This is a genomic window from Hyphomonas chukchiensis (genome assembly GCF_000682695.1).
GTDB classification, from domain to species: Bacteria; Pseudomonadota; Alphaproteobacteria; order Caulobacterales; family Hyphomonadaceae; genus Hyphomonas; species Hyphomonas chukchiensis.
The window spans coordinates 83,910-104,186 of sequence record NZ_AWFG01000074.1; the positions used below are offsets into that span (position 1 = coordinate 83,910).

A 20,277-nucleotide genomic window follows, 5' to 3' on the forward strand; every position below is an offset into this window, starting at 1 on the left:
CGAAGGACGAGCCCTCAAAAGCCGCAGTCCCGGCGAAAGCCGGGACCTCATGCAACCGAACACCACTTATCCCCCGCAACCCTGCGCCCAGATCCCCCGTCACGACACGCAAAACCCGTCGGATAACTTACCCCTTATCCGCCCCCATCCGCGCCGCCCTTATACTGGCGCCCATGGACCAGCTCCTCGCCTCTCTCTTCGCCCGCGTGCGCAACCTGATGGATGACTTCATCAGCCGGATCGGCGGCGGCCCGGCCGTCACCATGTCGCGCGCCGCCTTCCGCGAGGCCTGCAAGGAGCTCCGAAAGATCGAGGACACCCTGCGTGCCGCGCTCAGCACGATGGCCGTCGACGTCGTCCTCCCGCCGCTCCCCCCGAAACCCACCGCCACACCGTCCGCCGACCGCGCCGCGCCAAAACCCGCTGCCACCAAGCCCACGCCCTGTGTCGGCGTCTTCAATCCCTGCATGCCTCTGGACACGCCCGCTGAGGCCCCGAAATCCGCCAGATCAGTCAGCGCGCCCCGCACACCGACAGAGACACCCGAGCCCACAACAGAAAGCCTCTTGCGCCGCATCGCGCGCATGCAGGCTGTGCTGGACAACCCGCTCCCCTATGCCGAGCGCGTTGCCCGCCATATCGATGAAACCGCCAAAATCGGCTCGCCCGACGTGATGGAGTATGCGCTCAAGCTCGCCCTGCCGCCCGATCTTGCGAGCGACCCGAATGTCACCAGCTACCTTCTCGCCCTCCAGCCCAAATGGCCACCGGGCTAGGCTCATATGGCCGCGGTCCGGGCCAAGACCGGGACCTCATGCAATCAAAGAGCGTCCCCCGGCCTCCGCCGGGGATACAGGCCGTGGAGGACGTGTCAGCCAGCAGCCCGTCAGTCGATGAAATCGCCGACGCGTTTCTGCAGGCCCGCCATCACGGCCTCGATCTGGTTCTTCGAGCCCATCAGCGTTTCCTGCAGCTCGGACTCCGCCAGCAGCGCGTCGGCATCGCTGCCGTCCGCAATCCGGTTATACAGCTTCTTCGCCGTCTGCACCGCGCTCGGGCTCTTCTCGGCGATCAGCTGCGCCAGGTTCATTGCGTCCTCATACGGCGTCTCCGACAGGTGCGTCACGAAGCCCATCTCCTTGGCTTCCGTGCCCGTAAAGATGCGGCCCGTATAGGTCAGCTCACGGATCACGTCGTCACGCACCAGCCGGCGCATGATGGCCGTCGAGCTCATGTCCGGCACGAGGCCCCATTTCACTTCGAGGATCGACATCTTCGTCTCCGGATGCACGATCCGGATGTCCGCCCCGAGCGCCACCTGGAAGCCGCCGCCCAGCGCCACGCCATGCACCGCCGCGATCACCGGCACACGCAATGTCCGCCAGCCCCACACGGCCTGCTGCGCCCGGTTGGCAATGCCATGCGTGCGCGCCGCAAGCCCGCCACCGGCGACGCTGTTCTCGCTGCGCTTGCCTTCGGCCATCTTGGCGAAATTGCCCATGTCGAGCCCGGCGCAGAACGCCCGCCCCTCGCCCGACAGCACAACGCAGCGGATTTCCTTGTTGGCGTTGATCTCTTCCGCCGCCGAGAGCAGCCGCGCAAACATCGCGTCGTCCAGCGCGTTCATCTTGTCCGCGCGCACCAGCCGCACATCCGCGACGCCCTTGTTCACCGAAATTGTAATGCGATCCGTCATTGTCAGTATCCTGTCCTTGTTCCGTTTCATCCAAGCGCCGTTCAGCGCGTATCCATCAGGTTCCGCGCCACCACCATGCGGTGCACTTCTGAAGGGCCGTCATAGATCCGCATGTTGCGGATACGCCCCGCAAACAGGTGCAGCGGCATTTCCTTCGTCATGCCCATCGCGCCGAAGCACTGCATGGCATTGTCGATCATCTCCTGCGCCATCTCGGTCGCATAGTATTTCAGCATCGATATTTCCGTGCGCACGTCGCGGCCATTGTCCAGCTTCCACGCGCAATCATAGGCCATCAGGCGTGCCGCGTGAATCTTCGCCGCGCCATCCGCCACCCACCATTGCACCGACTGGCGCTGCGACAGCTTCTGCCCGAACGTCACCCGTTGCGGCGCATACTCCACCATCATGTCCAGCGCCCGCTGCGCCGCGCCAATGCACCAGGCCGCCATCTCCATCCGCCGCGTGCCAAGGCGTATCTGCATCGGCCCGAAACCGTCGCCTTCCTTGCCGAGCAGCTTCCAGCCCGGCACCCGGCAATCCTCCAGCACCACTTCGTAAGTATACTCGCCGCCCAGCATCGGAATGCGCCGCAGCACCTTGAATCCCGGATTGTCGCCATCCACCAGGAAGGCCGACATGCCGCCCCGTGCCCGCTTCACCGGGTCGGTAATCGCCATCAGGATCGTGAAATCCGCCTCCGCCGCGCGCGTGATCCATATCTTGCGGCCATTGATCACCCAGTCGTCGCCGTCGCGCACCGCGCGTGTCAGCATGCCCGCCGGGTCTGCCCCCGCACCCGGCTCAGAGATACCAATTGCCGAAATCGTCTCGCCCCGCGCATAGGGCTCAAGGTAGGCGGTCCGCTGCTGCTCGTTCACCGTCGCCATCAGCATCTGCAGGTTCGGCGAATCCGGCGGCAGCGTATATTGCGCCACGGTCGAGCCCAGCGCCTCGTTCACGGCCACCAGCGCCACATGCGGCATGCCCATGCCGCCGGCATCCTCCGGAGCATCAAGGCTCCACAGGCCCATCTCCTTGGACACCTTGTCCAGCCGCGCCCGCTCGCTCGCGGTCAGGTAGGCGCCCGTGCCCTCGGCGTCGCGCTCCAGCACGCCCGGCTCCAGCGGGATCAGTTCTTCGCGTACGAAACGCTGCACCAGGTCGCGCAGCATCCGGTACTCTTCGGCAAGTTCAAAATCCATGTCGTGCTCCTTGCCTCATTTGCGCACGCCTCAGGCCTGCAGGGCAAGGCCTTCCATCTCGCCGCCCTTGCGCCACCCCTCCAGCACGGCGAAATAGGCGTTCGGCCCGGCGCCATAGGATGTGTTCTGCCGCGCAATCGCGCCCTGCTTGCCCTCATTATTGTAATAGCCGGGCGTGCACTCCTCGAGGAATTTCTCGCGCAGCGCCGACTTACGGACAATCTCCTCCACCCAGGATTCTTCCGCTTCCGCCGTCACCTCGAACACGCGCGCCTGCCGCTTCTGCGCCTCGGTCACGAGGTAGGCAATCTGGCGGGCCTGCTCGTCCAGCAGGTGCGGATAGTTCGCCGTGAACCCGGCCTGCGTCGTTCCCATCACGATCAGGTTCGGGAAGCCGTTGACCAGCATGCCATGCAGGCTGCGGTAGCCGTCGGCCCAGTGCTCGGACAGCTTGCGCCCGTCCCGCCCGCCAACATCATAGCCCGCCCGGCGCGTATATTCCGTGCCCACCTCAAAGCCCGTCGCATAGATCAGGCAATCGATCTCGTAGGTCTCGCCATTGGCAATGATCGCGTTCTCGGTAATCCGCTCCACGCCCTGCCCGTTGGTGTCCACCAGCGTGACATTGTCCCGGTTGAAGGTCGGCAAGTAGCCGTCATGGAAGCAGGGCCGCTTGCAGAACTGGCGATACCAGGGCTTCAGCGCTTCGGCCGTCGCCTTGTCCTTCACAATGGAATCCACGCGCCCGCGCACCTGTTCCATCTTCTGGAAATCAGCGAGTTCAGCCAGCTCCGCCAGCTTCTCCGGGCCAAGGTTCTTGTTGCCCTCCTGCTGCGCAATGAACAGCAGGTTACGGATGATATCCGTCCAGCCATCCATCACCAGGTCTTCCGGCGCGAAACCGCCCGACACCAGCGTATTGAAATTCTCCATCCGGTCCTTGTGCCAGCCCGGCGCAAGGCTCGCCGCCCAGTCCGCATCGGTCGGCTTGTTGTCGCGCACGTCGATGGAGGAAGGCGTGCGCTGGAACACGTAGAGATGCTCGGCGCCCTCTGCGATGTGCGGCACGCACTGCACCGCCGTCGCGCCGGTCCCGATGATGCCGACACGCTTGCCCTTCAGGCCCGTCAGCCCGCCGAGGGAATCCCCGCCGGTATAGTCATAGTCCCAGCGGCTCGTGTGGAAGCTGTGGCCCTTGAAGCTCTCGACGCCCGGAATGCCCGGCAGCTTCGGCCGGTTCAGTGGCCCGTTCGACATGACAACATGATCCGCCGTCATCCGGTCGCCCCGGTCGGTCTCGATCACCCAGACATTTGCCTCATCGTCCCAGCTCAGCCCGGTAATCTCGGTCTGCAGGCAGGCCTTGTCATAGAGGTTGAAGTGCTCGGCAATCCGGCGGCTGTGCGCCAGGATTTCCGGCGCGCGGGAATATTTCTCGACCGGCATGTAGCCCGTCTCTTCCAGCAGCGGCAGGTAGATATAGCTCTCGATATCGCAGGCCGCGCCGGGATAGCGGTTCCAGTACCAGGTGCCGCCAAAGTCGCCGCCCTTCTCGATGACACGAATGTCCTCGACGCCCGCATCGCGCAGCCGCCCGCCCGCCAGCAGGCCGCCAAAGCCGCCGCCAATGATCACGACATGCGTGTGATCCGTCAACGGCGCCCGTTCGACGCGCTTCACATAGGGGTCTTCAATATAGTGGGCGAACTCGCCGGCCATGTTGACGTATTGCGCGTTGCCGTCCTCGCGCACGCGCTTGTCGCGCTCGGCGCGATATTTGTTGCGCAATTCGTCAGGGTCGAGCCCCAACTTGTCAGCTGTCGTGTCGGTACTCATTGCGTTTCACTCCCATGGCGCCTGTCCGGGCTGCTTTGGCCCGGACTTTACGGAAGCATCCGCCCGCGCGGCGCCTCTCTCTCATGGGAGTGTAGCCGATCAATGCGCCCTGCAAATCTGTTCCCTTGCGGAAGCCCGCCGCTGCCCGCGCAGGCTCCGCAGGGGCATCAATACACGTCGGATGCGTCCCAGCCCGACAGGACCGCAATGTCGGCCCCGTTTTCGGCATGCTCATTGGTCGACAGGCCGTGTTCCACCAACAGAGCCCAGGCCTGTTCCGGGTCATCGGCCATGGCAAAGCGGTCCAGATCGCTCCGGGCAATCATGCCCGCGTCCGCCAGCGCCTCGAAGTTGACGATCTTGTTCCAGAAGGCGCTGTCATAGAGAACCACGGGCAGTTTCGGCGCCTTGCCAGTCTGGTTCAGCGTCAGCAGCTCGAAGAATTCGTCCATCGTGCCGAACCCGCCCGGAAAGATCACCAGCCCGCGCGCCCGCATCGCAAAGTGCATCTTGCGCATCGCGAAATAGTGGAACTGCAGGCAGAGGTCCGGTGTGATGTAAGGGTTCGGCGCCTGCTCATGCGGCAGCGCAATGTTCAGGCCGATGGTCACCGCGCCTGCCTCCTGCGCCCCGCGATTGGCGGCCTCCATCACGCCGGGCCCGCCGCCCGTCACGATCACATTGCTGCGCCAGCCATCCGTCGCCGCCAGCGCGCCGCCGCGCTGGGAGGCAATGCGCCCGAATTCGCGCGCCGCTACATAGGTTTTCGCCTGCCACTCATCACCGTCCTCACGGATGCGCGCACTGCCGAACACGACGATGGTGGAAAGTATCTTCTGCGCCCGCAGGCGCTGCTCCGCCTTGGCATATTCCATCATGAAGCGCGCACCGCGCATGGAATCACTGAGGATGAAATCCTGGTCCAGCGCCGCCAGCTTGTACGCGTTCTCCTGCTCGGTCTTCTCTGCCACAGCCGCATCCTTTCGTTTCAAGACGTCCCGGCCATTGGCCGCGCCATTACCTATCGAAATGAGCCGCCGATGCCGCCCGGTCAATCACGCGCCTGTATACGAATGCGTGAGATTTGAGAGTGAGAATGACTTGCAAACGCACTCGGCTGTGTTAGGCACGCCCCTCCTCCCATGAACTTGAGCCAGCTCCCGATCCCTTGATGACCGATACACAGATTCAGAATGCGCAAATCGCTGCCGGCCAGCGCCGCATGCGCTACGCCTTCATCAAGCGCCAGATCCGCACGGTCCACTGGATGTCCGGCGCCATCTGCCTGATCGGCATGCTCCTCTTCGCCGCCACCGGCATCACGCTCAACCATGCGGGCAGCCTCACCGCCAGGCCCGTCATCACCGACGCCGAAACGACACTCAGCCCCGCCCTCACCGCCATGCTCGCCGACGGCCCGGACAGCGGCACAACGCCCGCCCTGCCCACCGCCGTCGCCCGCCAGCTCAAGACCGAACTCGGCGCCGATGCGGCTGGCCAGACCGCCGAGTGGACCGATATCGATGTCTATGTCGCCCTGCCGCGTCCCGGCGGCGACGGCTGGGTCAGCATCGACCGCGAGACGGGCGAAGTGGTCTATGAATCCACCCGGCGCGGTCCGGTCGCGTACCTGAATGACCTCCACAAGGGCCGCAATACCGGTACGGCCTGGTCCTGGTTTCTCGATATTTTCGCCGTCGCCACGATGCTTTTCTGCCTCTCCGGCCTCTGGCTCCTTCAGATTCACTCGGCCCGGCGCGCCAGCACCTGGCCGCTCACCCTCGCCGGGCTCGCCGTGCCCGTTCTCCTCCTCCTTGTTTTTGTTCACCTTTGAGGCCTCCCATGCGTGCAATCCTGACCCTGGCCGGACTGGCCGTCTTCTCCGCCCCCGCCCTCGCTGACACGATGGAGGTCGGCATCGAAATCCCCCGCCTCACCGTCGCCGAATATCACCGCCCCTACCTCGCCGCCTGGATCGCCAATCCCGACAACACGGTCGCGGCCAATCTGGCCGTCTGGTACCAGCAGGAGCGCCGCGGCGAAGACGAGGGCGAAACCTGGCTGAAGGATCTGCGCCAGTGGTGGCGCCGCGCCGGCCGCGATCTCGACATGCCCATCGATGGCGTCTCCGGCCCGACCCAGGCGCCCGGCAGCCACACGATCAGCTTTGACACCGATACGGCAGCGCTGGAGCCCGGCGACTATGTCCTCACCGTCGAGGCCGTCCGTGAAGTCGGCGGCCGCGAGATGGTGCAAATCCCCTTCACATGGCCCGCCACGGGCACCTCGCCCGCAACCGTTTCCGGCGAAACGGAACTCGGCGCCATCACCCTCACCTTCGTCGACGACAAATAGGAGCTACGACCCATGAAACGCCTCGCCCTTCGGATGCTCGCCGCCTCCACCCTCTTCCTCACCGTCGCCGGCACGGCCAGCGCCCACCGCGCCTGGCTCCTGCCCTCCTCGTTCACCCTGTCGGGCGACGAGCAATGGGTGACAGTCGATGCCGCCATCTCCAACGACCTCTTCTTCCCCAACCATCACGGCATGGACCCGGCCACGATCACGGTCACCGCGCCTGACGGCTCCGCCGTTGAAATCCAGAACGCCGCCAAGGGCGAGATCCGCTCCATGCTGGACTTCAAGGCCACGCAGCAGGGCACCTACCGTATCGCCACGGGCGGCGGAGAGCCTTTCTACTTCGCCAGCTGGGAAGAGAATGGCGAACGCAAGCGCTGGCGCGGATCGCTGGCTGACATGCGCGCGGAAGGCATCGACAAGAAGCCTGACGTGGAGGTCTCCCAGTCCAGCCGCAGCGTTGAAACCTTCGTCACGCTCGGCGCACCGTCCACCGAAGTCTTCGCCCCTGCGGGCAAAGGCCTTGAGTTCCAGCCCGTCACCCATCCGAACGATGTCTTCACCGGCGAGCCCGTCAGCTTCAAGTTCCTGATGGACGGCAAGCCTGCCAGCGGCCTCGAAGTCGAAATCCTGCCTGGCAATGACCGCTATCGCGACACGCCGAGCGTCATCAAGGCCACAACAAATGCCGAAGGCGTCTTCACCTTCACGCCGGAACTGCCCGGCCCCTACTGGTTCACCGCCGGTTCGGAAGGCGACACGGTTGTCGACGGCATGCCCATGAAAGTGCGCTCGTCCTACACGGCCACGTTCGAGGCCCTGCCCCTCTAGCATGCTGAACCTGCTCATCCCGCACGACCTGCCGCAGGCGCGGCCAGAGCGTCCCGGTACAGCCCTCCAGCCCATGCGGCTGGGGGGCTCGACCATGGGAACGGACTGGTCCGTGACCTGTCATATGCCGCGCGGGATGCAAGCAGACACAATCCGCGACGCAGCGGAAGCCGTGTTCGCCGAAATCATCCGCCAGATGAGCACATGGAAGCCCGCCTCCCTGATCAGCCAGTTCAATCGCCTGCCGCTTGGCGGCGCGATCGAATTGCCGGCTGCCTTCGCCCATGTCCTTGAGGTGACGCTGCAGGTTGCCGCCGCCACGGACGGCGCCCTCAATCCCTGCCTCGGCGCCGAGACATCGCGCCTCGGTTTCGGCCCCGCCTCTGATTCATCGGTGCCGCACGAAACCGCGCACGACGCATGGCGCACGCTGGCCCCCACCGGCCACACACTCACCCGCCACGCCGCCTACCAGCTTGACCTCTCCGCCATCGCCAAGGGCCACGCCGTCGACCTGCTCGCCGTTGCCTTGCGCGATCTCGGCATCACGCGCTTCCTCGCAGAGATCGGCGGCGAATTCGTCGCCGGCGATCCAAAGTCAGACGGCCTGCCCTGGTGGGTCGACATTGAGACGCTCAGCGCCGCCACACGATGGCGCGTCGCGCTTTGCGGTCAGGCTCTCGCCACGTCGGGGGACTATCGCAAGATGCGCTTCGAGAACGGGCAGCGCCTCTCACACATCACGCCCCATCCCGCCGCCGCGCCTGCTGACGGCGACCTCGCCAGCGTCAGCGTCCTGCACGCCTCCTGCGCCATGGCCGACGCCTGGGCCACCGGCCTCTTCGCCAGCGGCCCCGCGACCGGCCTCCGCCTCGCCAACGCGCACGGAATCGCCGCCCTCTTCCAGTTCCGCGACCGCCCTGCTGCGCCCTCCGATACGCTGAAACGGATGCAGGACTGAGATGACTTGCAGCCCGGATCACCTGTCACGACTGACGCCCGCAGACTCTCTTGAGAATAATTCTCAAAATCACTTGCCACCTGTCAAATTTGCAATTAATTCGCAGTCGCAGACCACTCAGGAAAGGTAGAACCATGGAATTCATCAAAGCCGAACGCGAAAGACGCCCCGCGAGCGCCCTGCTGGCGACAACAGCGCTGGGCCTCGTCTTCTTCCCGCTGACGGCCACTGCCCAGGCACAGGAGTCCGAGCCCGTTGCCGTTGGCGAAGTCTCGATCGAAGCCGAAGCGCCGGAATACAAGGCCGAGCCTGTTTCCCCGAAATACACCGCGCCGCTGATCGACACGCCGCGCTCCATCACTGTGGTCACTGACAAGGTCCTCGAAGACACAGCCGCCACGACGCTCGTGGATGCACTGCGCACCGTGCCAGGAATCACGATGGCCATGGGTGAAGGCGGCCAGCCCTTCGCCGACCGGCCGTTCATCCGCGGCGCTGAATCCACCAGCGGCATCATGGTCGACGGCGTGCGCGATGCCTCCGCCCAGTCGCGTGACGTCTTCAACCTCGAACAGATCGAAGTCTCGCGCGGCGCCAATGGCACGATGGCCGGTCGCGGCGCCGCCGGTGGCAGCCTCAACCTCATCACCAAGACCGCCAAGGCCGACGACTTCATCGCCGGCTCCATCGCGCTCGGCAACGCAGACCACAAGCGCGCCACGCTGGACGTCAACGAAGCCCTCTCCGAAAACGTCGGTGTACGCGTCAATGGCATGTGGCAGGAATCCGAGATCCCCGGCCGCGACGGCGTCTATGACAATCGCTGGGGCTTTGCGCCAACCATTACCTGGGGCCTCAACAGCCCGGATCGCGCCACGCTCAGCTATTCCCACTATGAGAGCGACGGCATCATCGACTATGGCCACCCGCTCGACACGACGACCGGCCAGCCCGTCAAAGGCATCGATCCCGACAATTTCTATGGCCTGCTCAACCGCGACTTCCACGATACGCAGACCGACTCGGCGCAGCTCGAACTCTCCCATGAGCTCAACAGCTTCATGACCCTGCGCAACATCACGCGCATCGGCCGCTCCGAGAATGCCTATATCGCGACCAACCCGGACGACAGCCAGGGCAACGTCGTCAACGGTCTCGTCTTCCGCAACACGAAGAGCAACAATTCCAAGACCGATTCCATCGTCAACCAGACGGATGTCCAGGCCTTCTTCGACGCGGGCGGCGTATCCCATTCCATCTCCGCAGGCCTCGAACTTGGCCATGAGGAAACGGAACGCGCGACCTATTCCGTCACCTATCTCGCTCCCGGCGACGAAACGATCCCGCGCGGCGGTTGCGACCTCTTCGGCGCAGGTGCGGCCAGCGGCTACAATTGTACCGACCTCTACAACCCGAACCCGAACGATCCGTGGAGCGGCACGATCTCACTCAATGATCCGACCAAGACGCAAGTCGATACGGCTGGCATCTACCTCTTCGATTCCATCACGCTCAATGACCAGTTCATCGTGAACCTCGGTGTGCGCGGAGACGATTTCAGCACGAAGACCTCGACCGACCTGTCGAACCACGAGTTCATCTTCAGCTACCAGGCCGGCCTGATCTACAAGCCGACCTACAATACCAGCCTCTATGCCTCCTATGGCACATCGGCGAGCCCGTCCGGCCTCACCGCCGGTGACGGCAGCGACAACCTCTCCGTCACGGAGCAGGACCTGAAGCCGGAGAAGAACCGGAACATGGAAGTCGGCGTGAAGTGGGAGCCTGAGGGCCGCGACCTCGCCGTCAACGCCGCCATTTTCCGCAACGAGATCGTGGACGGTCACGTCTCCGTCGAAGCAGGCCGTGGCGGCGCGCAGCAAGCCATTGGCGAGCAGCGTGTGCAGGGTGTCGAGCTCAGCGCGACCGGCTCCATCACGCCGCAATGGGATGTGTTTGCCGGTTACAGCTACATGGACTCCGAAATCATCGATGCGGGCCCGATCAACGTCGATACGGTCGGCAACACGCTGCCCAATACGCCGGAACACAGCGTCTCGCTCTGGACCACGTATGACATCCTGCCGAAGCTCTCCGTCGGGGGCGGCGCGACCTACATGTCCATACGGTTCGGCGATACGTCCAACACAAAGAGCGTCGACAGCTACTGGAAATATGACGCGATGGTCTCCTACGCCATCACGCAGAATATCGACTTCCAGCTCAACGCGAACAACCTGACCGACGAGCGCTACTATGACCGGGTCTACACGACCCATATGGCAACCATCGCCCCGGGACGGTCGATCATCGGAAGCCTCAAATTCAAATACTAGCCATCAGGAAGGGGCCGCAGCTGAAAGGCTGTGGCCCCGGCCTCCCTGCACGAGAACACACAACGCTATGCTGATCCGAATTCCAGAAGTCCTGTCCAAGGCAGACGTCGCCGCCATGCGCGGCCTTATCGATTCAGGGCCCTGGCTCGACGGCAATGTCACATCCGGCGCCCAGGCCGCACAGGCCAAGCGCAATGCCCAGCTCGACGAGACGAGCCCGCAATGCCGCAAGGCGGGCGACGCCGTGCTGGACGCGCTGCAGCGTCATCCGCTTTTCATCTCGGCGGCCCTGCCGCTGAAGGTCTATCCGCCCCTCTTCAACCGCTATGAAGGCGGCCAGAATTTCGGCAACCATGTCGACAACGCGATCCGCCCCGTGCGCGGCAGCGATTTCCGCATCCGCACCGACCTGTCGGCGACGCTCTTCCTCGCAGAGCCCGACTCCTATGATGGCGGCGAGCTCGTCATCGACGACACGTATGGATCGCATTCGGTCAAGCTGCCCGCCGGCGACATGATCCTCTATCCATCCACCAGCGTGCACCGTGTCACGCCCGTCACGCGCGGCGCCCGCGTCTCCTCCTTTTTCTGGATGCAGAGCATGGTGCGCGACGATGGCCAGCGCACGCTCCTGTTCGAACTCGACAGCTCCATCCAGTCCCTCGCCGCCACGGGCGCGGACCAGGCATCCGTCGTCCGCCTGACCGGCATCTATCACAACCTCGTCCGCAGGTGGGCCGATGCCTGACCTGCCGCACTATCCAGCCCTGAAAGGCGCCTGAACCATGGATTCCCAAGCAACCCTCGCCCCGGCGACAGGCAGCACAGGCGGCGCCTTCGACCTCGTGATCGCTGGCGGTCCTGTCGTCTGGCTGCTGATCGCCATGTCCATCGTGGCGCTCACCGTCATTCTCTACAAGTTTGCCCAGTTCGCGATGACGGGCATCTGGCGCACCGGCCATATCGAGAAGGCCGTGAAACTCTTCAGGGACGGCAATCGCCGTGAAGCCCTCGCCGCCGTGCAGGGCGCGAAGGACCCCGCCTCGATCACGGTCGCCACGGCCATTCGTGGCGCCCTCCGCAGTGATGTCAGTGACGCCGCTGTCCGTGAGGAAGTCGAGCGCGTCGCGACCGCCGAGATCAACGGCCTGAAATCGCATGTCGGCCTGCTGGAGATCATCGGGTCGCTGTCGCCGCTGCTGGGCCTGCTCGGCACGGTGCTCGGCATGATTCAGGCCTTCCGCGCGATGGAAGCGGCCGGACGCAATGTCGATCCGGCCATCCTGTCAGGCGGCATCTGGGCGGCGCTGCTCACCACCGCTGCCGGTCTCATCGTCGCCATTCCGGTCGTCGCGATTGCCAGCTGGTTCGAGCGCACGATCCTCCAGGTGGCCCGCCGCACCGAAGACGCCGTCACCCGCATCTTCACGCCTGACCTCACCCGCCGGACCGAAAGCCCCGCCGATGAAATTCGCGCAGCAAGCCTCTAGGTCTGCCAGTGGCAAGATCGGGATGACGCCACTCATTGATGTGGTGTTCATCCTGCTATTGTTCTTCATGCTGACCTCGACCTTTGCCGACCGGCGGAGCATGGACCTCGCAACGCCTGCGCTCTCCTCCGCGCCGGACGTGGCCGACAAGGTAATCGTGCTGGATCTCGGCGCCGAAGGCCTGCGCTTCAATGGCGAGCCGCTGACGCTTGAGTCCATTGACGATACACTCCACACGCGCCTCGCGACCGGCCATCCGGTCAGCCTGCAGGTCGCAGCGGGCATCCCGCTTGAAACCAGTGTCAGCGTCATGGACGCCCTCAAGGCCTCCGGCGCCCGCTCCATCGCCCTGCGCAATGCGGAGGGCCAGCCGTGAAACTCTCCGCCCGCGAAGACGCCTCTCAACTCGCCAGCATTGATGACCGGATCATGCCGCTCATCAATATCGTGTTCCTGCTGCTCATCTTCTTTCTCGTCGCCGGCGTCATCCGCGAAGTCGAACCCGTGGACGTCGACCCGCCCCGCTCCATGGTCGAAGGCGAGAGCGAGGTGGCGCCGCTGACCATCTATGTCTCCGCCGATGGCCACTTTGCGCTGGGTGACGATGTCTTGACCGACGACGCATTCAACGTCGCCGTGACGGAAGCCGTCCTCACCGACCCTGAACAGGCCATCCGCATCGTCGCCGACCGCAACGTAGACTCCACCAAGGTCATCACGGTCCTCGAAACGCTCCGTTCCGCCGGCGCCAGCCGTGTGAAACTCACCACCCAGATGCAGGCCGCGCCATGAACCGCAAGGCGCTTATCTGGCCCGTTGCCTTTGCCTGCGCCCTCACGGCCCATGGCCTGGGCCTCGCAAGCATGACGCTGACCTCCGAACCGGTTGCTGCCCCGGTCGAGGTCGAGAGCGAGCACGAAATCATGCTGGCCCCGAAAGGTCGCCTCGACGGCGTGCTCGAAGAGCCAGGGGAACCGGAAGCCACCGAGGAACGGCCTAAGCCCACCCCGGAACGGTCCAAACTTACCCCGCCAAGCCCCACACCGCCCCCTCCGGCGCCCACACAAGCGCCCATCGAACCCGAACCTGCCCCTACTGCCCCTGCGCCGGACTCCGTTGCGCCAAGCCCTGTGGCTGCGGCAGCTTCCGCGTCTGACAGCAGCTCGAATGCGAGCGCCGCCGCCAGCAGCGCCCCCTCAGGATCGAGCGCGCCATCCTCGGGAAAGAAGGGCACAGCCTCCGCTGCCCCGTTCGGTGTTCCCAATGGCGTGGAGAAAAGCCAGGTCCAGTATGCCGGCCTGCTGCAGGCCTGGTTCCTGAAATACAAACGCTACCCGCACCCCGCCCGTTCCCGCCGTCAGCAGGGCGTCGTGCATGTCTGGTTCCGGGTGGATACGAGCGGCAATGTCCTCGAAAAGCGTATCGAGACGGGCTCGGGCTACCGCCTCCTCGACGAGGCAACACTCGACCTGCTCGACCGCGCGTCGCCATTGCCGCCCCCTCCCGACAAGCTGCACACGACAGACCTGACGTTTACAGTGCCGATTTCCTATTCGCTGAACTAGGCAGCGCGCCCAGCACGCTCTGCTTGTCAGGCTGAGCGCCAGCCATCAGGAAGTCCATCATGCCCGCAAGCGCCATGGGCCGGGCGATATGATAGCCCTGTGCCACGTCGGCTCCCATGGCCTGCAAGAGGTGCAACACATCCGCTGTCTCGACGCCCTCGACCGTGACCGTCATGCCGAGGCTGTGAGCGAGATCGATCGTCGACTTGATCAGGAGCGCGTCAGAGGAGTGGCTTTTGAGGCTCAGGACAAAGCTCTTGTCGATCTTCAGCTCCTGGGCGGGAATTTGCTTCAGGTATGAGAGTGAGGAAAGCCCGGAACCGTAATCGTCAATCGAGATCTCGATGCCGACAGCCCGCACCCGTTCGATATTCGCAAGGGCAATTTTCGGATCGTCGATGACCGCCGTTTCCGTCACCTCAAAGCAGAACCGGTCACAGGCGCCGTCCAGCTCAGCGATCGCCCAGTCGAGAAAGGCCGTATCCGTCAGGAGTCGCCCGGAAACATTGACCGACATCTTCAGGTCATGGCCCGCAGCCGCCATGATTTCGCGGTCCGCCTTTGCCCGGCTGATAACCCACTGGCTGAGTGGGCGGATATGACCGGTCTCTTCAGCAAATTCGACAAACCTGTCAGGCGCGACCTTGCCCCTGACAGGATGATCCCAGCGCAGCAGGGCCTCAACGCTGCGCACCTCGCCACGCCGCAAGTCAAATTTCGGCTGGTACGCCAGAAAGATCGATCCGTCCGACAGGCCTGTGACCATGTCGCTCATCAGTGACAGTGTGCCGCTTGGGTCGCCATAGAGGTCCACATCGAAAAGCTGCACACGCTCACGCCGGCTGCGCCCCTGTTGCAGCGCGACCATAGCCTCATCGACCGGGCTGAGGACGCCATACTTGCCAATTTCACAGCAGCCCGCGCTCAACTCGATGTCGATCAGCTCACCTGACACGGAAATGGGATGCGACACGTCATCCAGTATCTGCTGGACGATGGACAGCCCGTTGGAAACGGGCACGAGTATGCCGATGACATCTGACGCCACGATGCCTGTCGTTCCCCCAAGCTCATGCTGCTGGAGCCTGGCGCCGAACGTTGCCATCAGCTCGTTCGTGGCAGATTGTCCGATCGCCGTCATGATCTGCGACAGCCGGTCAATGCCGATCGCGACACACATCATGCCGCCGTCGTGAGGGTCGATCTGATCAATGGCCTGATAAAGCGCGCGGCGGTTAGGCAAAAGGGTTTCTGTGTCTGTGAGCGACATCTTCAGGATGCTCTGCTCCCGCAGCTCAATTTCACGCGCCATGACCGAGAAACTCTGCGCGAGGCGGCCGATCTCGTCGACACTTCCGACATTGAGATCAACAGGTACACCGCTGGCGATCTGGCGCGTGGCCTCATCCAGTCGGGTGATTGGCAGCGTCAGGGTGCGCGAGATGAACCAGCTGCATATTACCAGGACGCAGAGGCCGCCGAAGGCCAGAAACGCGATGGCCACCAGCATGGGGCGGAACGGTGCCATGGCGGCCTTGAGAGGGTAGTTCAGCACGAGTTGACCGGCTGGAAGCGCGCCAAAGCCATCCAGCGGCGTGCTGGCCCGGATCATCCCGTTCGGGACGGGCGGCAGGTTGACGTCGCCCTCGGCGTCCGCGGGCACAATGGACGCAGACAGGTCAATCGGCGAGAGGCTCTCAAGTTCGTGCAATTCGTTCGTATCGAGGCGGGATGCGAAGATAACCCAGCCGACACGTCTGGGCGCCATGACGGGCGCAGACACAGCCTGGTATTGAACACCCGAAATCGCAAGCAGACCACTCGCGTGATCGTCAGCGAGAACGGCATCCATAACTGCAGCAGGCGTCGTGAGCGAACGGCCCTGCCCCGCCTCGAGGGCGCTTCCATCCTCAAAGACAAGGAAGGCCCGCGCGAGGCCCAAGCGATTGCGGAGGTTTTCCAGCGCCGATGCGACCGTCTCGGAATCATGCGTGGCAACGGCTTCACGGAAGCCGAAGTCGCGCGACATGAGATCGGCGTTGTCAGCGAGCTGTGCTTCATTGACTTGCCAGAGACGCTCGTAAACAGACGCTGTGGCTTCCAGCTCAGCGCCGACATTTGTGCGGGCAGAATGCGCGACCGAGACCAGAACCAATCCCGCTACAGCGAGAAGGATGAGCCCCAGGAGTCCACCATAGGCAAGCGTAAGCTTTGTCTTCAGATGACGGAACATCAGGTCATATACCTCTAGTGATGCGCGTGTTCAGCTGTTTTCCCGTCGAGCTTCGCCACGGTTTCGGCCTGGCTGGAATCGTAAGGAACAACGATATCCTTTCCGCCGGCGAGATCCGGATGCCAGACCGTGACCTTGCCGTTGGTATCTTTCATGCCTGTCAGCCTGGCAACACCTTCAGCGTCGGTGATGGCTGCGTAGGGCGTATCGACGACGCGAATGTAACCAATCATCTCGTCATGAATGTTGCAGCCGACGGCGACGATGCCAGGCGTTTTGAAGGCGAGATGCCGGGTCTCGTCCTGACCATAAAGCTTGAGCTCGAAGCGGTTTCCCTTGGAAAAGGAATAGACGTGGTGGCGCACACGGTCGCGATTGGGAAACCGGACTTCGCTGCCGACGGGAACAACGAGAATATAGGGAGAGAAGGCGATGTCCTTCTGCTCCATCATGTTGGGCCAGGCGAACTGTGTGGGAGGCGAGACGCCTGGCGACGCAGGCCCCAGAACGACGGCATTGACGACCGGAGCGCCAGCAGAGTCAATCACTTTTACGTTGATTTCAAGCGCAAACGCACCTTTACTTATAGTTGCAAACACAAGGAAGAGGATGAGATTACGCATACAGATCAGTCGCATATATGGTTTACGTGATCGTTAACATTCCGGCTGTAAGCCCAGTCTTTATTGATAATCGCCGATCCAGACAGGGAGCGCACAATGGCACTCACCCCCCTCTCATTGCTCACCAGAAATACAATCTTGTGTTGCACGACTGCGTGGCTCTGCGTTGCCGGCCCCAGTAATGCCGACGATATCGAGCCCGGAGGCAAGCTGTTGCTGACGCGGGGCATTTCATCCGTTGATGGCAGCGGCGGCGGCGGAATCGTTCCATGGGCTCTCATCACTGGAAACGAAACGGATCGGGGAATCGGCGCGACGGCCCACCTTACAAGCGTGATCCTGCCTGATTTCGACGTGATCTCGTATGGCGCGGGCATCGGCCTGCGCGACCGATTGGAGTTCAGCTATACGCATCAGGCGCTCGATACCGGAAGCACCGGACCAAAACTGGGCCTGCCTGACGGATACACATTCAGCCAGGACATTGTCGCCATGAAGGTCCGCGTCGCAGGCGACGCGATTTATGACCAGGATACCTGGATGCCGCAGGTCGCCATTGGCGCTGTTTACAAGCAGGCCGACCATGGCAGTCTGCTTTCCGCCCTGGGCGCAGAGGATGATAGCGGCGTCGAGTTCTATGTCTCTGCTACAAAACTGCTGCTCGCGCAGAGCCTGCTCCTCGGGGGAACCTTGCGCTATACGGATGCGAACCAGAATGGACTGCTCGGCTTCGGGGGCACATCGGAGGCCTCCATCTACCCTGAAGTGTCGCTGGGTTACATGCTGAGCAAGCGCCTGATTGTCGGCGGCGAATACAGGGCAAAGCCGGACAATCTGGCCTTCGCAGAAGAAGATGCCTGGCTGGATCTGTTTGCAGCCTATGCCATCAATAAAGAGATGACCGTTTCTGCCGCATATGCCGACCTCGGCTCGATTGCGACGTTCGATGAACAGCGCGGCCTCTATCTTTCACTTCAGGTAGGATTTTGACATGTACCGCCTTTGCATTGCCGCCCTTGCCGGAACATGCCTGACAGGCACGCTGGCTATGGCCGATACCCTGCCAGGCGAACTGCCTGTCGATCCCTATGAGGTTTCCAACGCAAATGCAGGAGCTGAGCCGGTGGACAATCCGGACATGTTTGCCGCCTTCCATGGACAGGCCGGCATCGACAGGATTGTGGACGACCTTGTCGACCGGGTGACCGTCGATCCGCGCATTGAGGAAATATTCCGCGCATCAGACCTGGTACGCTTGCGCCGGACACTGAAGGAGCAGTTCTGCTACCTGCTGGATGGGCCTTGCGATTATACCGGCCGCGATATGGTGGCCGCGCACAAGGACCAGGGCATCACGACGCGCGAATTTAACGCCCTCGTCGAGAGCCTGCAGTTTGCAATGGATACGGAGGGCGTTCCGTTTGCAATGCAGAACAAGCTGATTGCCAAACTTGCGCCCATGAAGCGGGATGTCGTGACGCGCTGAGGCAGGCCCCAGCGCGTCACATTCACTTCAATTATCCCTCATACGAGACGAGGGGCGCCTGGGGACGGGGGTGACCCCAGGCGCCTAGAAGTCCACCGGCTTGCGGATTTCGAGCAGCTTTCCGGCCCAGTCGGAGGGCTTTACGCCCTTCATGGTCTGGGTCTTCCGGCCGTCGGGCGTCATCCACGTAACTTCGAGTGTGACGGCCCCAGTGGACTTCAATCCAAAATGTACAGGTATTGCGCTCTGGGCATTATAGCCCCCGCCTGTCGTGACCATGCGCGTGGCGAGCAATTTGCCTGCCTTGTCATAGAGACGGACTTCAGCGCCGGGCACGGTGAAATGCCCCTTGCTGTCGAGCAGGAGGACTTCGAGCGAGCGGGCCTGACCGGCCGGGCTCATCTCGTTCCTGAAGACGAAGTGACCGCCCTCAGGGCCGTAGCCATCCGTGAGCGAGAGGTCGAGGTCGCCATCGCGGTCATAGTCGACCCAGACGACACCGTGGTCTCCGGCATTCAGCATGTCACCCGGCACAAGAATGTTCACGAAGTCGGCGGCGCCGTCATTGCGATAGAACATATTGTGAGGCTCTTGCTCGCCGGAGGGGCCCTCATAACCGACAACGAACAGGTCCAGGTCGCCATCATTGTCATAATCGCCCCACTCGGCGCTGACGACGTGGTCCGGCTCGGTCACACCAAGCGCTTCACCGACCTCGGTGAAGGTGCCGTCGCCATTGTTGTGATAGAGCTGGTTCGGGCCATAGGCTGACAGGTAAATATCGAGATTGCCGTCATTGTCATAGTCACCAATGGCGCAGCCCACGCCGCCCTCTTCCTTGGTGCGGCCGGGTGTATCAACGCCAAGTTCGGGCGCGACATCGACGAAAGAGTCTCCGTCATTGCGCCAGAGCGCATCGGTTGCACCGGACTGGTTGGCTAGGAAGACATCCAGCCTGCCATCCTTGTTGTAGTCGAACCAACAGACGCCCACGGTTGGTCGGGCGTCTGTTGGTCCTTCTCCTGCGAATACTTGGGAGAACACGGCGTTCGTATTCGCGAAGAGCTTGTTGGAGGCGTCCGGATTGGCATCCATGCCAGGGAAAGACTGGTCAGGAACCATCCGGTCGCCCGAATAGAGATCCAGGTCGCCATCATTGTCATAGTCGACCCAGTTGGACTGGCGGGCCGAGCGTCCGGGAATGGTCAGCCCGATATCTGCAGCGACATTGGTAAAGCCGGTGCCACCATCATTGCGGAAGACGCGGGTGAGTTCTTTCGGACTGGTCGCCCCGGCGAAGAGATCAAGATCCCCGTCGCCATCATAATCACCCCAGCTCAGGCCCCGGAATTCGGGGCCTGATACCGGCAAGCCATAGGACTCCCCGACACTGGTGAACACGCCATTGTCTTGCAAATAGAGACGGATCTCCCCGCCCTTGAGCGAGACGGCGAAATCGAGATCGCCGTCATTGTCAAAGTCACCCCAAACGTTCGAGAGCGACCCCACCACGCCGAACAGCTCTGGCTGCACGGATGTGAAGGATGGCGTCTCGAACACGACCGGCTCTTCAGGGGTCGTTGCGCATGCGGCCAGGAGAGCCAGCACGCCGAGGGAAGGCAATATCCTGAGAGACTGCATGTATCTGGCTTTCATG

General features: G+C 63.0%; 20 protein-coding genes. 13 read left to right on the top strand and 7 right to left on the bottom strand.

Features of this window, described 5'->3' with window-relative positions:
- The first annotated feature begins 173 nt into the window (after positions 1 to 173).
- Positions 174 to 776, top strand: a complete 603-nt coding sequence (locus HY30_RS16890) for a hypothetical protein (protein ID WP_034743596.1) — start codon at positions 174 to 176, stop codon at positions 774 to 776.
- A gap of 110 nt (positions 777 to 886) precedes the next feature.
- On the opposite strand, the gene HY30_RS16895 is transcribed toward HY30_RS16890, so the two are convergent.
- From HY30_RS16895 to HY30_RS16910, 4 genes are all read right to left on the bottom strand, one after another.
- Positions 887 to 1,696, bottom strand: coding sequence for a crotonase/enoyl-CoA hydratase family protein (locus HY30_RS16895; protein WP_034743599.1), 810 nt, complete (start codon positions 1,694 to 1,696; stop codon positions 887 to 889).
- A 41-nt stretch (positions 1,697 to 1,737) separates the two neighbouring features.
- A complete protein-coding gene (locus HY30_RS16900) occupies positions 1,738 to 2,901 on the bottom strand; it encodes an acyl-CoA dehydrogenase family protein (protein ID WP_034743602.1) in 1,164 nt (387 codons plus the stop codon).
- Positions 2,902 to 2,931: 30 nt separating this feature from the next.
- Complete coding sequence (locus HY30_RS16905) at positions 2,932 to 4,737, bottom strand: flavin-containing monooxygenase (RefSeq protein ID WP_034743604.1); 1,806 nt, start codon at positions 4,735 to 4,737, stop codon at positions 2,932 to 2,934.
- A gap of 167 nt (positions 4,738 to 4,904) precedes the next feature.
- A complete protein-coding gene (locus HY30_RS16910) occupies positions 4,905 to 5,633 on the bottom strand; it encodes an LOG family protein (protein WP_081812348.1) in 729 nt (242 codons plus the stop codon).
- Between the two features lie 275 nt (positions 5,634 to 5,908).
- Here HY30_RS16910 and HY30_RS16915 point away from each other — a divergent pair, with 275 nt between their 5' ends.
- The 10 genes from HY30_RS16915 (at position 5,909) to HY30_RS16960 (ending at position 14,278) form a co-directional block, all read left to right on the top strand.
- Complete coding sequence (locus HY30_RS16915) at positions 5,909 to 6,571, top strand: PepSY-associated TM helix domain-containing protein (protein ID WP_034743606.1); 663 nt, start codon at positions 5,909 to 5,911, stop codon at positions 6,569 to 6,571.
- Positions 6,572 to 6,579: 8 nt separating this feature from the next.
- Complete coding sequence (locus HY30_RS16920) at positions 6,580 to 7,092, top strand: DUF2271 domain-containing protein (RefSeq protein WP_034743608.1); 513 nt, start codon at positions 6,580 to 6,582, stop codon at positions 7,090 to 7,092.
- Positions 7,093 to 7,104: 12 nt separating this feature from the next.
- Positions 7,105 to 7,926 (top strand): DUF4198 domain-containing protein, encoded by an 822-nt coding sequence (locus HY30_RS16925; protein WP_034743610.1) that lies wholly within the window; start codon positions 7,105 to 7,107, stop codon positions 7,924 to 7,926.
- Between the two features lies 1 nt (position 7,927).
- The gene (locus tag HY30_RS16930) at positions 7,928 to 8,887 is read left to right on the top strand and encodes an FAD:protein FMN transferase (protein WP_051615622.1); all 960 of its coding nucleotides are present in this window, start codon (positions 7,928 to 7,930) and stop codon (positions 8,885 to 8,887) included.
- A 134-nt stretch (positions 8,888 to 9,021) separates the two neighbouring features.
- Positions 9,022 to 11,223 (top strand): TonB-dependent receptor, encoded by a 2,202-nt coding sequence (locus HY30_RS16935; protein WP_034743612.1) that lies wholly within the window; start codon positions 9,022 to 9,024, stop codon positions 11,221 to 11,223.
- A gap of 67 nt (positions 11,224 to 11,290) precedes the next feature.
- Positions 11,291 to 11,971: a Fe2+-dependent dioxygenase gene (locus tag HY30_RS16940; RefSeq protein WP_034743615.1), complete on the top strand. Its 681-nt coding sequence runs from the start codon at positions 11,291 to 11,293 to the stop codon at positions 11,969 to 11,971.
- A gap of 37 nt (positions 11,972 to 12,008) precedes the next feature.
- Positions 12,009 to 12,713 carry a MotA/TolQ/ExbB proton channel family protein gene (locus HY30_RS16945; protein WP_034743617.1) on the top strand — a complete coding sequence of 235 codons (705 nt, stop codon included), beginning with the start codon at positions 12,009 to 12,011 and terminating at the stop codon, positions 12,711 to 12,713.
- A gap of 22 nt (positions 12,714 to 12,735) precedes the next feature.
- Positions 12,736 to 13,089, top strand: a complete 354-nt coding sequence (locus tag HY30_RS16950; RefSeq protein WP_034743620.1) for an ExbD/TolR family protein — start codon at positions 12,736 to 12,738, stop codon at positions 13,087 to 13,089.
- Positions 13,086 to 13,505, top strand: a complete 420-nt coding sequence (locus HY30_RS16955; protein WP_051615623.1) for an ExbD/TolR family protein — start codon at positions 13,086 to 13,088, stop codon at positions 13,503 to 13,505. The genes HY30_RS16950 and HY30_RS16955 overlap by 4 nt, the downstream gene beginning before the upstream one ends.
- A complete protein-coding gene (locus HY30_RS16960) occupies positions 13,502 to 14,278 on the top strand; it encodes an energy transducer TonB family protein (protein WP_034743624.1) in 777 nt (258 codons plus the stop codon). The genes HY30_RS16955 and HY30_RS16960 overlap by 4 nt, the downstream gene beginning before the upstream one ends.
- Here the strand turns inward: HY30_RS16960 and HY30_RS16965 are convergent.
- Together HY30_RS16965 and HY30_RS16970 are read right to left on the bottom strand one after the other, a co-directional pair.
- Positions 14,247 to 16,511, bottom strand: coding sequence for a putative bifunctional diguanylate cyclase/phosphodiesterase (locus HY30_RS16965; RefSeq protein ID WP_034743627.1), 2,265 nt, complete (start codon positions 16,509 to 16,511; stop codon positions 14,247 to 14,249). The two genes, HY30_RS16960 and HY30_RS16965, sit on opposite strands and share 32 nt — an antisense overlap.
- A gap of 14 nt (positions 16,512 to 16,525) precedes the next feature.
- Positions 16,526 to 17,134, bottom strand: coding sequence for a cupredoxin domain-containing protein (locus tag HY30_RS16970; protein WP_034743630.1), 609 nt, complete (start codon positions 17,132 to 17,134; stop codon positions 16,526 to 16,528).
- A gap of 96 nt (positions 17,135 to 17,230) precedes the next feature.
- On the opposite strand from HY30_RS16970, the gene HY30_RS16975 reads away from it, so the two are divergent.
- Positions 17,231 to 18,124, top strand: coding sequence for a DUF3034 family protein (locus HY30_RS16975; RefSeq protein WP_051615625.1), 894 nt, complete (start codon positions 17,231 to 17,233; stop codon positions 18,122 to 18,124).
- A 1-nt stretch (position 18,125) separates the two neighbouring features.
- The gene (locus HY30_RS16980) at positions 18,126 to 18,620 is read left to right on the top strand and encodes a group I truncated hemoglobin (RefSeq protein WP_081812336.1); all 495 of its coding nucleotides are present in this window, start codon (positions 18,126 to 18,128) and stop codon (positions 18,618 to 18,620) included.
- Between the two features lie 84 nt (positions 18,621 to 18,704).
- Here the strand turns inward: HY30_RS16980 and HY30_RS16985 are convergent, their stop codons facing one another.
- Positions 18,705 to 20,276: a CRTAC1 family protein gene (locus HY30_RS16985; RefSeq protein ID WP_241765767.1), complete on the bottom strand. Its 1,572-nt coding sequence runs from the start codon at positions 20,274 to 20,276 to the stop codon at positions 18,705 to 18,707.
- Position 20,277: the final 1 nt, after the last annotated feature.

What these genes read in the sequence shown, in the direction of transcription:
- HY30_RS16945 (WP_034743617.1), top strand. Translation starts at nt 12,009, where the DNA reads ATGGATTCCCAAGCAACCCTCGCCCCGGCGACAGGCAGCACAGGCGGC.
- HY30_RS16985 (WP_241765767.1), bottom strand. Translation starts at nt 20,276, where the DNA reads ATGAAAGCCAGATACATGCAGTCTCTCAGGATATTGCCTTCCCTCGGC.
- HY30_RS16965 (WP_034743627.1), bottom strand. Translation starts at nt 16,511, where the DNA reads ATGTTCCGTCATCTGAAGACAAAGCTTACGCTTGCCTATGGTGGACTC.
- HY30_RS16975 (WP_051615625.1), top strand. Translation starts at nt 17,231, where the DNA reads ATGGCACTCACCCCCCTCTCATTGCTCACCAGAAATACAATCTTGTGT.
- HY30_RS16935 (WP_034743612.1), top strand. Translation starts at nt 9,022, where the DNA reads ATGGAATTCATCAAAGCCGAACGCGAAAGACGCCCCGCGAGCGCCCTG.
- HY30_RS16895 (WP_034743599.1), bottom strand. Translation starts at nt 1,696, where the DNA reads ATGACGGATCGCATTACAATTTCGGTGAACAAGGGCGTCGCGGATGTG.
- HY30_RS16890 (WP_034743596.1), top strand. Translation starts at nt 174, where the DNA reads ATGGACCAGCTCCTCGCCTCTCTCTTCGCCCGCGTGCGCAACCTGATG.
- HY30_RS16925 (WP_034743610.1), top strand. Translation starts at nt 7,105, where the DNA reads ATGAAACGCCTCGCCCTTCGGATGCTCGCCGCCTCCACCCTCTTCCTC.
- HY30_RS16920 (WP_034743608.1), top strand. Translation starts at nt 6,580, where the DNA reads ATGCGTGCAATCCTGACCCTGGCCGGACTGGCCGTCTTCTCCGCCCCC.
- HY30_RS16960 (WP_034743624.1), top strand. Translation starts at nt 13,502, where the DNA reads ATGAACCGCAAGGCGCTTATCTGGCCCGTTGCCTTTGCCTGCGCCCTC.
- HY30_RS16915 (WP_034743606.1), top strand. Translation starts at nt 5,909, where the DNA reads ATGACCGATACACAGATTCAGAATGCGCAAATCGCTGCCGGCCAGCGC.
- HY30_RS16900 (WP_034743602.1), bottom strand. Translation starts at nt 2,901, where the DNA reads ATGGATTTTGAACTTGCCGAAGAGTACCGGATGCTGCGCGACCTGGTG.
- HY30_RS16970 (WP_034743630.1), bottom strand. Translation starts at nt 17,134, where the DNA reads ATGCGTAATCTCATCCTCTTCCTTGTGTTTGCAACTATAAGTAAAGGT.
- HY30_RS16950 (WP_034743620.1), top strand. Translation starts at nt 12,736, where the DNA reads ATGACGCCACTCATTGATGTGGTGTTCATCCTGCTATTGTTCTTCATG.
- HY30_RS16905 (WP_034743604.1), bottom strand. Translation starts at nt 4,737, where the DNA reads ATGAGTACCGACACGACAGCTGACAAGTTGGGGCTCGACCCTGACGAA.
- HY30_RS16930 (WP_051615622.1), top strand. Translation starts at nt 7,928, where the DNA reads ATGCTGAACCTGCTCATCCCGCACGACCTGCCGCAGGCGCGGCCAGAG.
- HY30_RS16940 (WP_034743615.1), top strand. Translation starts at nt 11,291, where the DNA reads ATGCTGATCCGAATTCCAGAAGTCCTGTCCAAGGCAGACGTCGCCGCC.
- HY30_RS16980 (WP_081812336.1), top strand. Translation starts at nt 18,126, where the DNA reads ATGTACCGCCTTTGCATTGCCGCCCTTGCCGGAACATGCCTGACAGGC.
- HY30_RS16910 (WP_081812348.1), bottom strand. Translation starts at nt 5,633, where the DNA reads ATGCGCGGTGCGCGCTTCATGATGGAATATGCCAAGGCGGAGCAGCGC.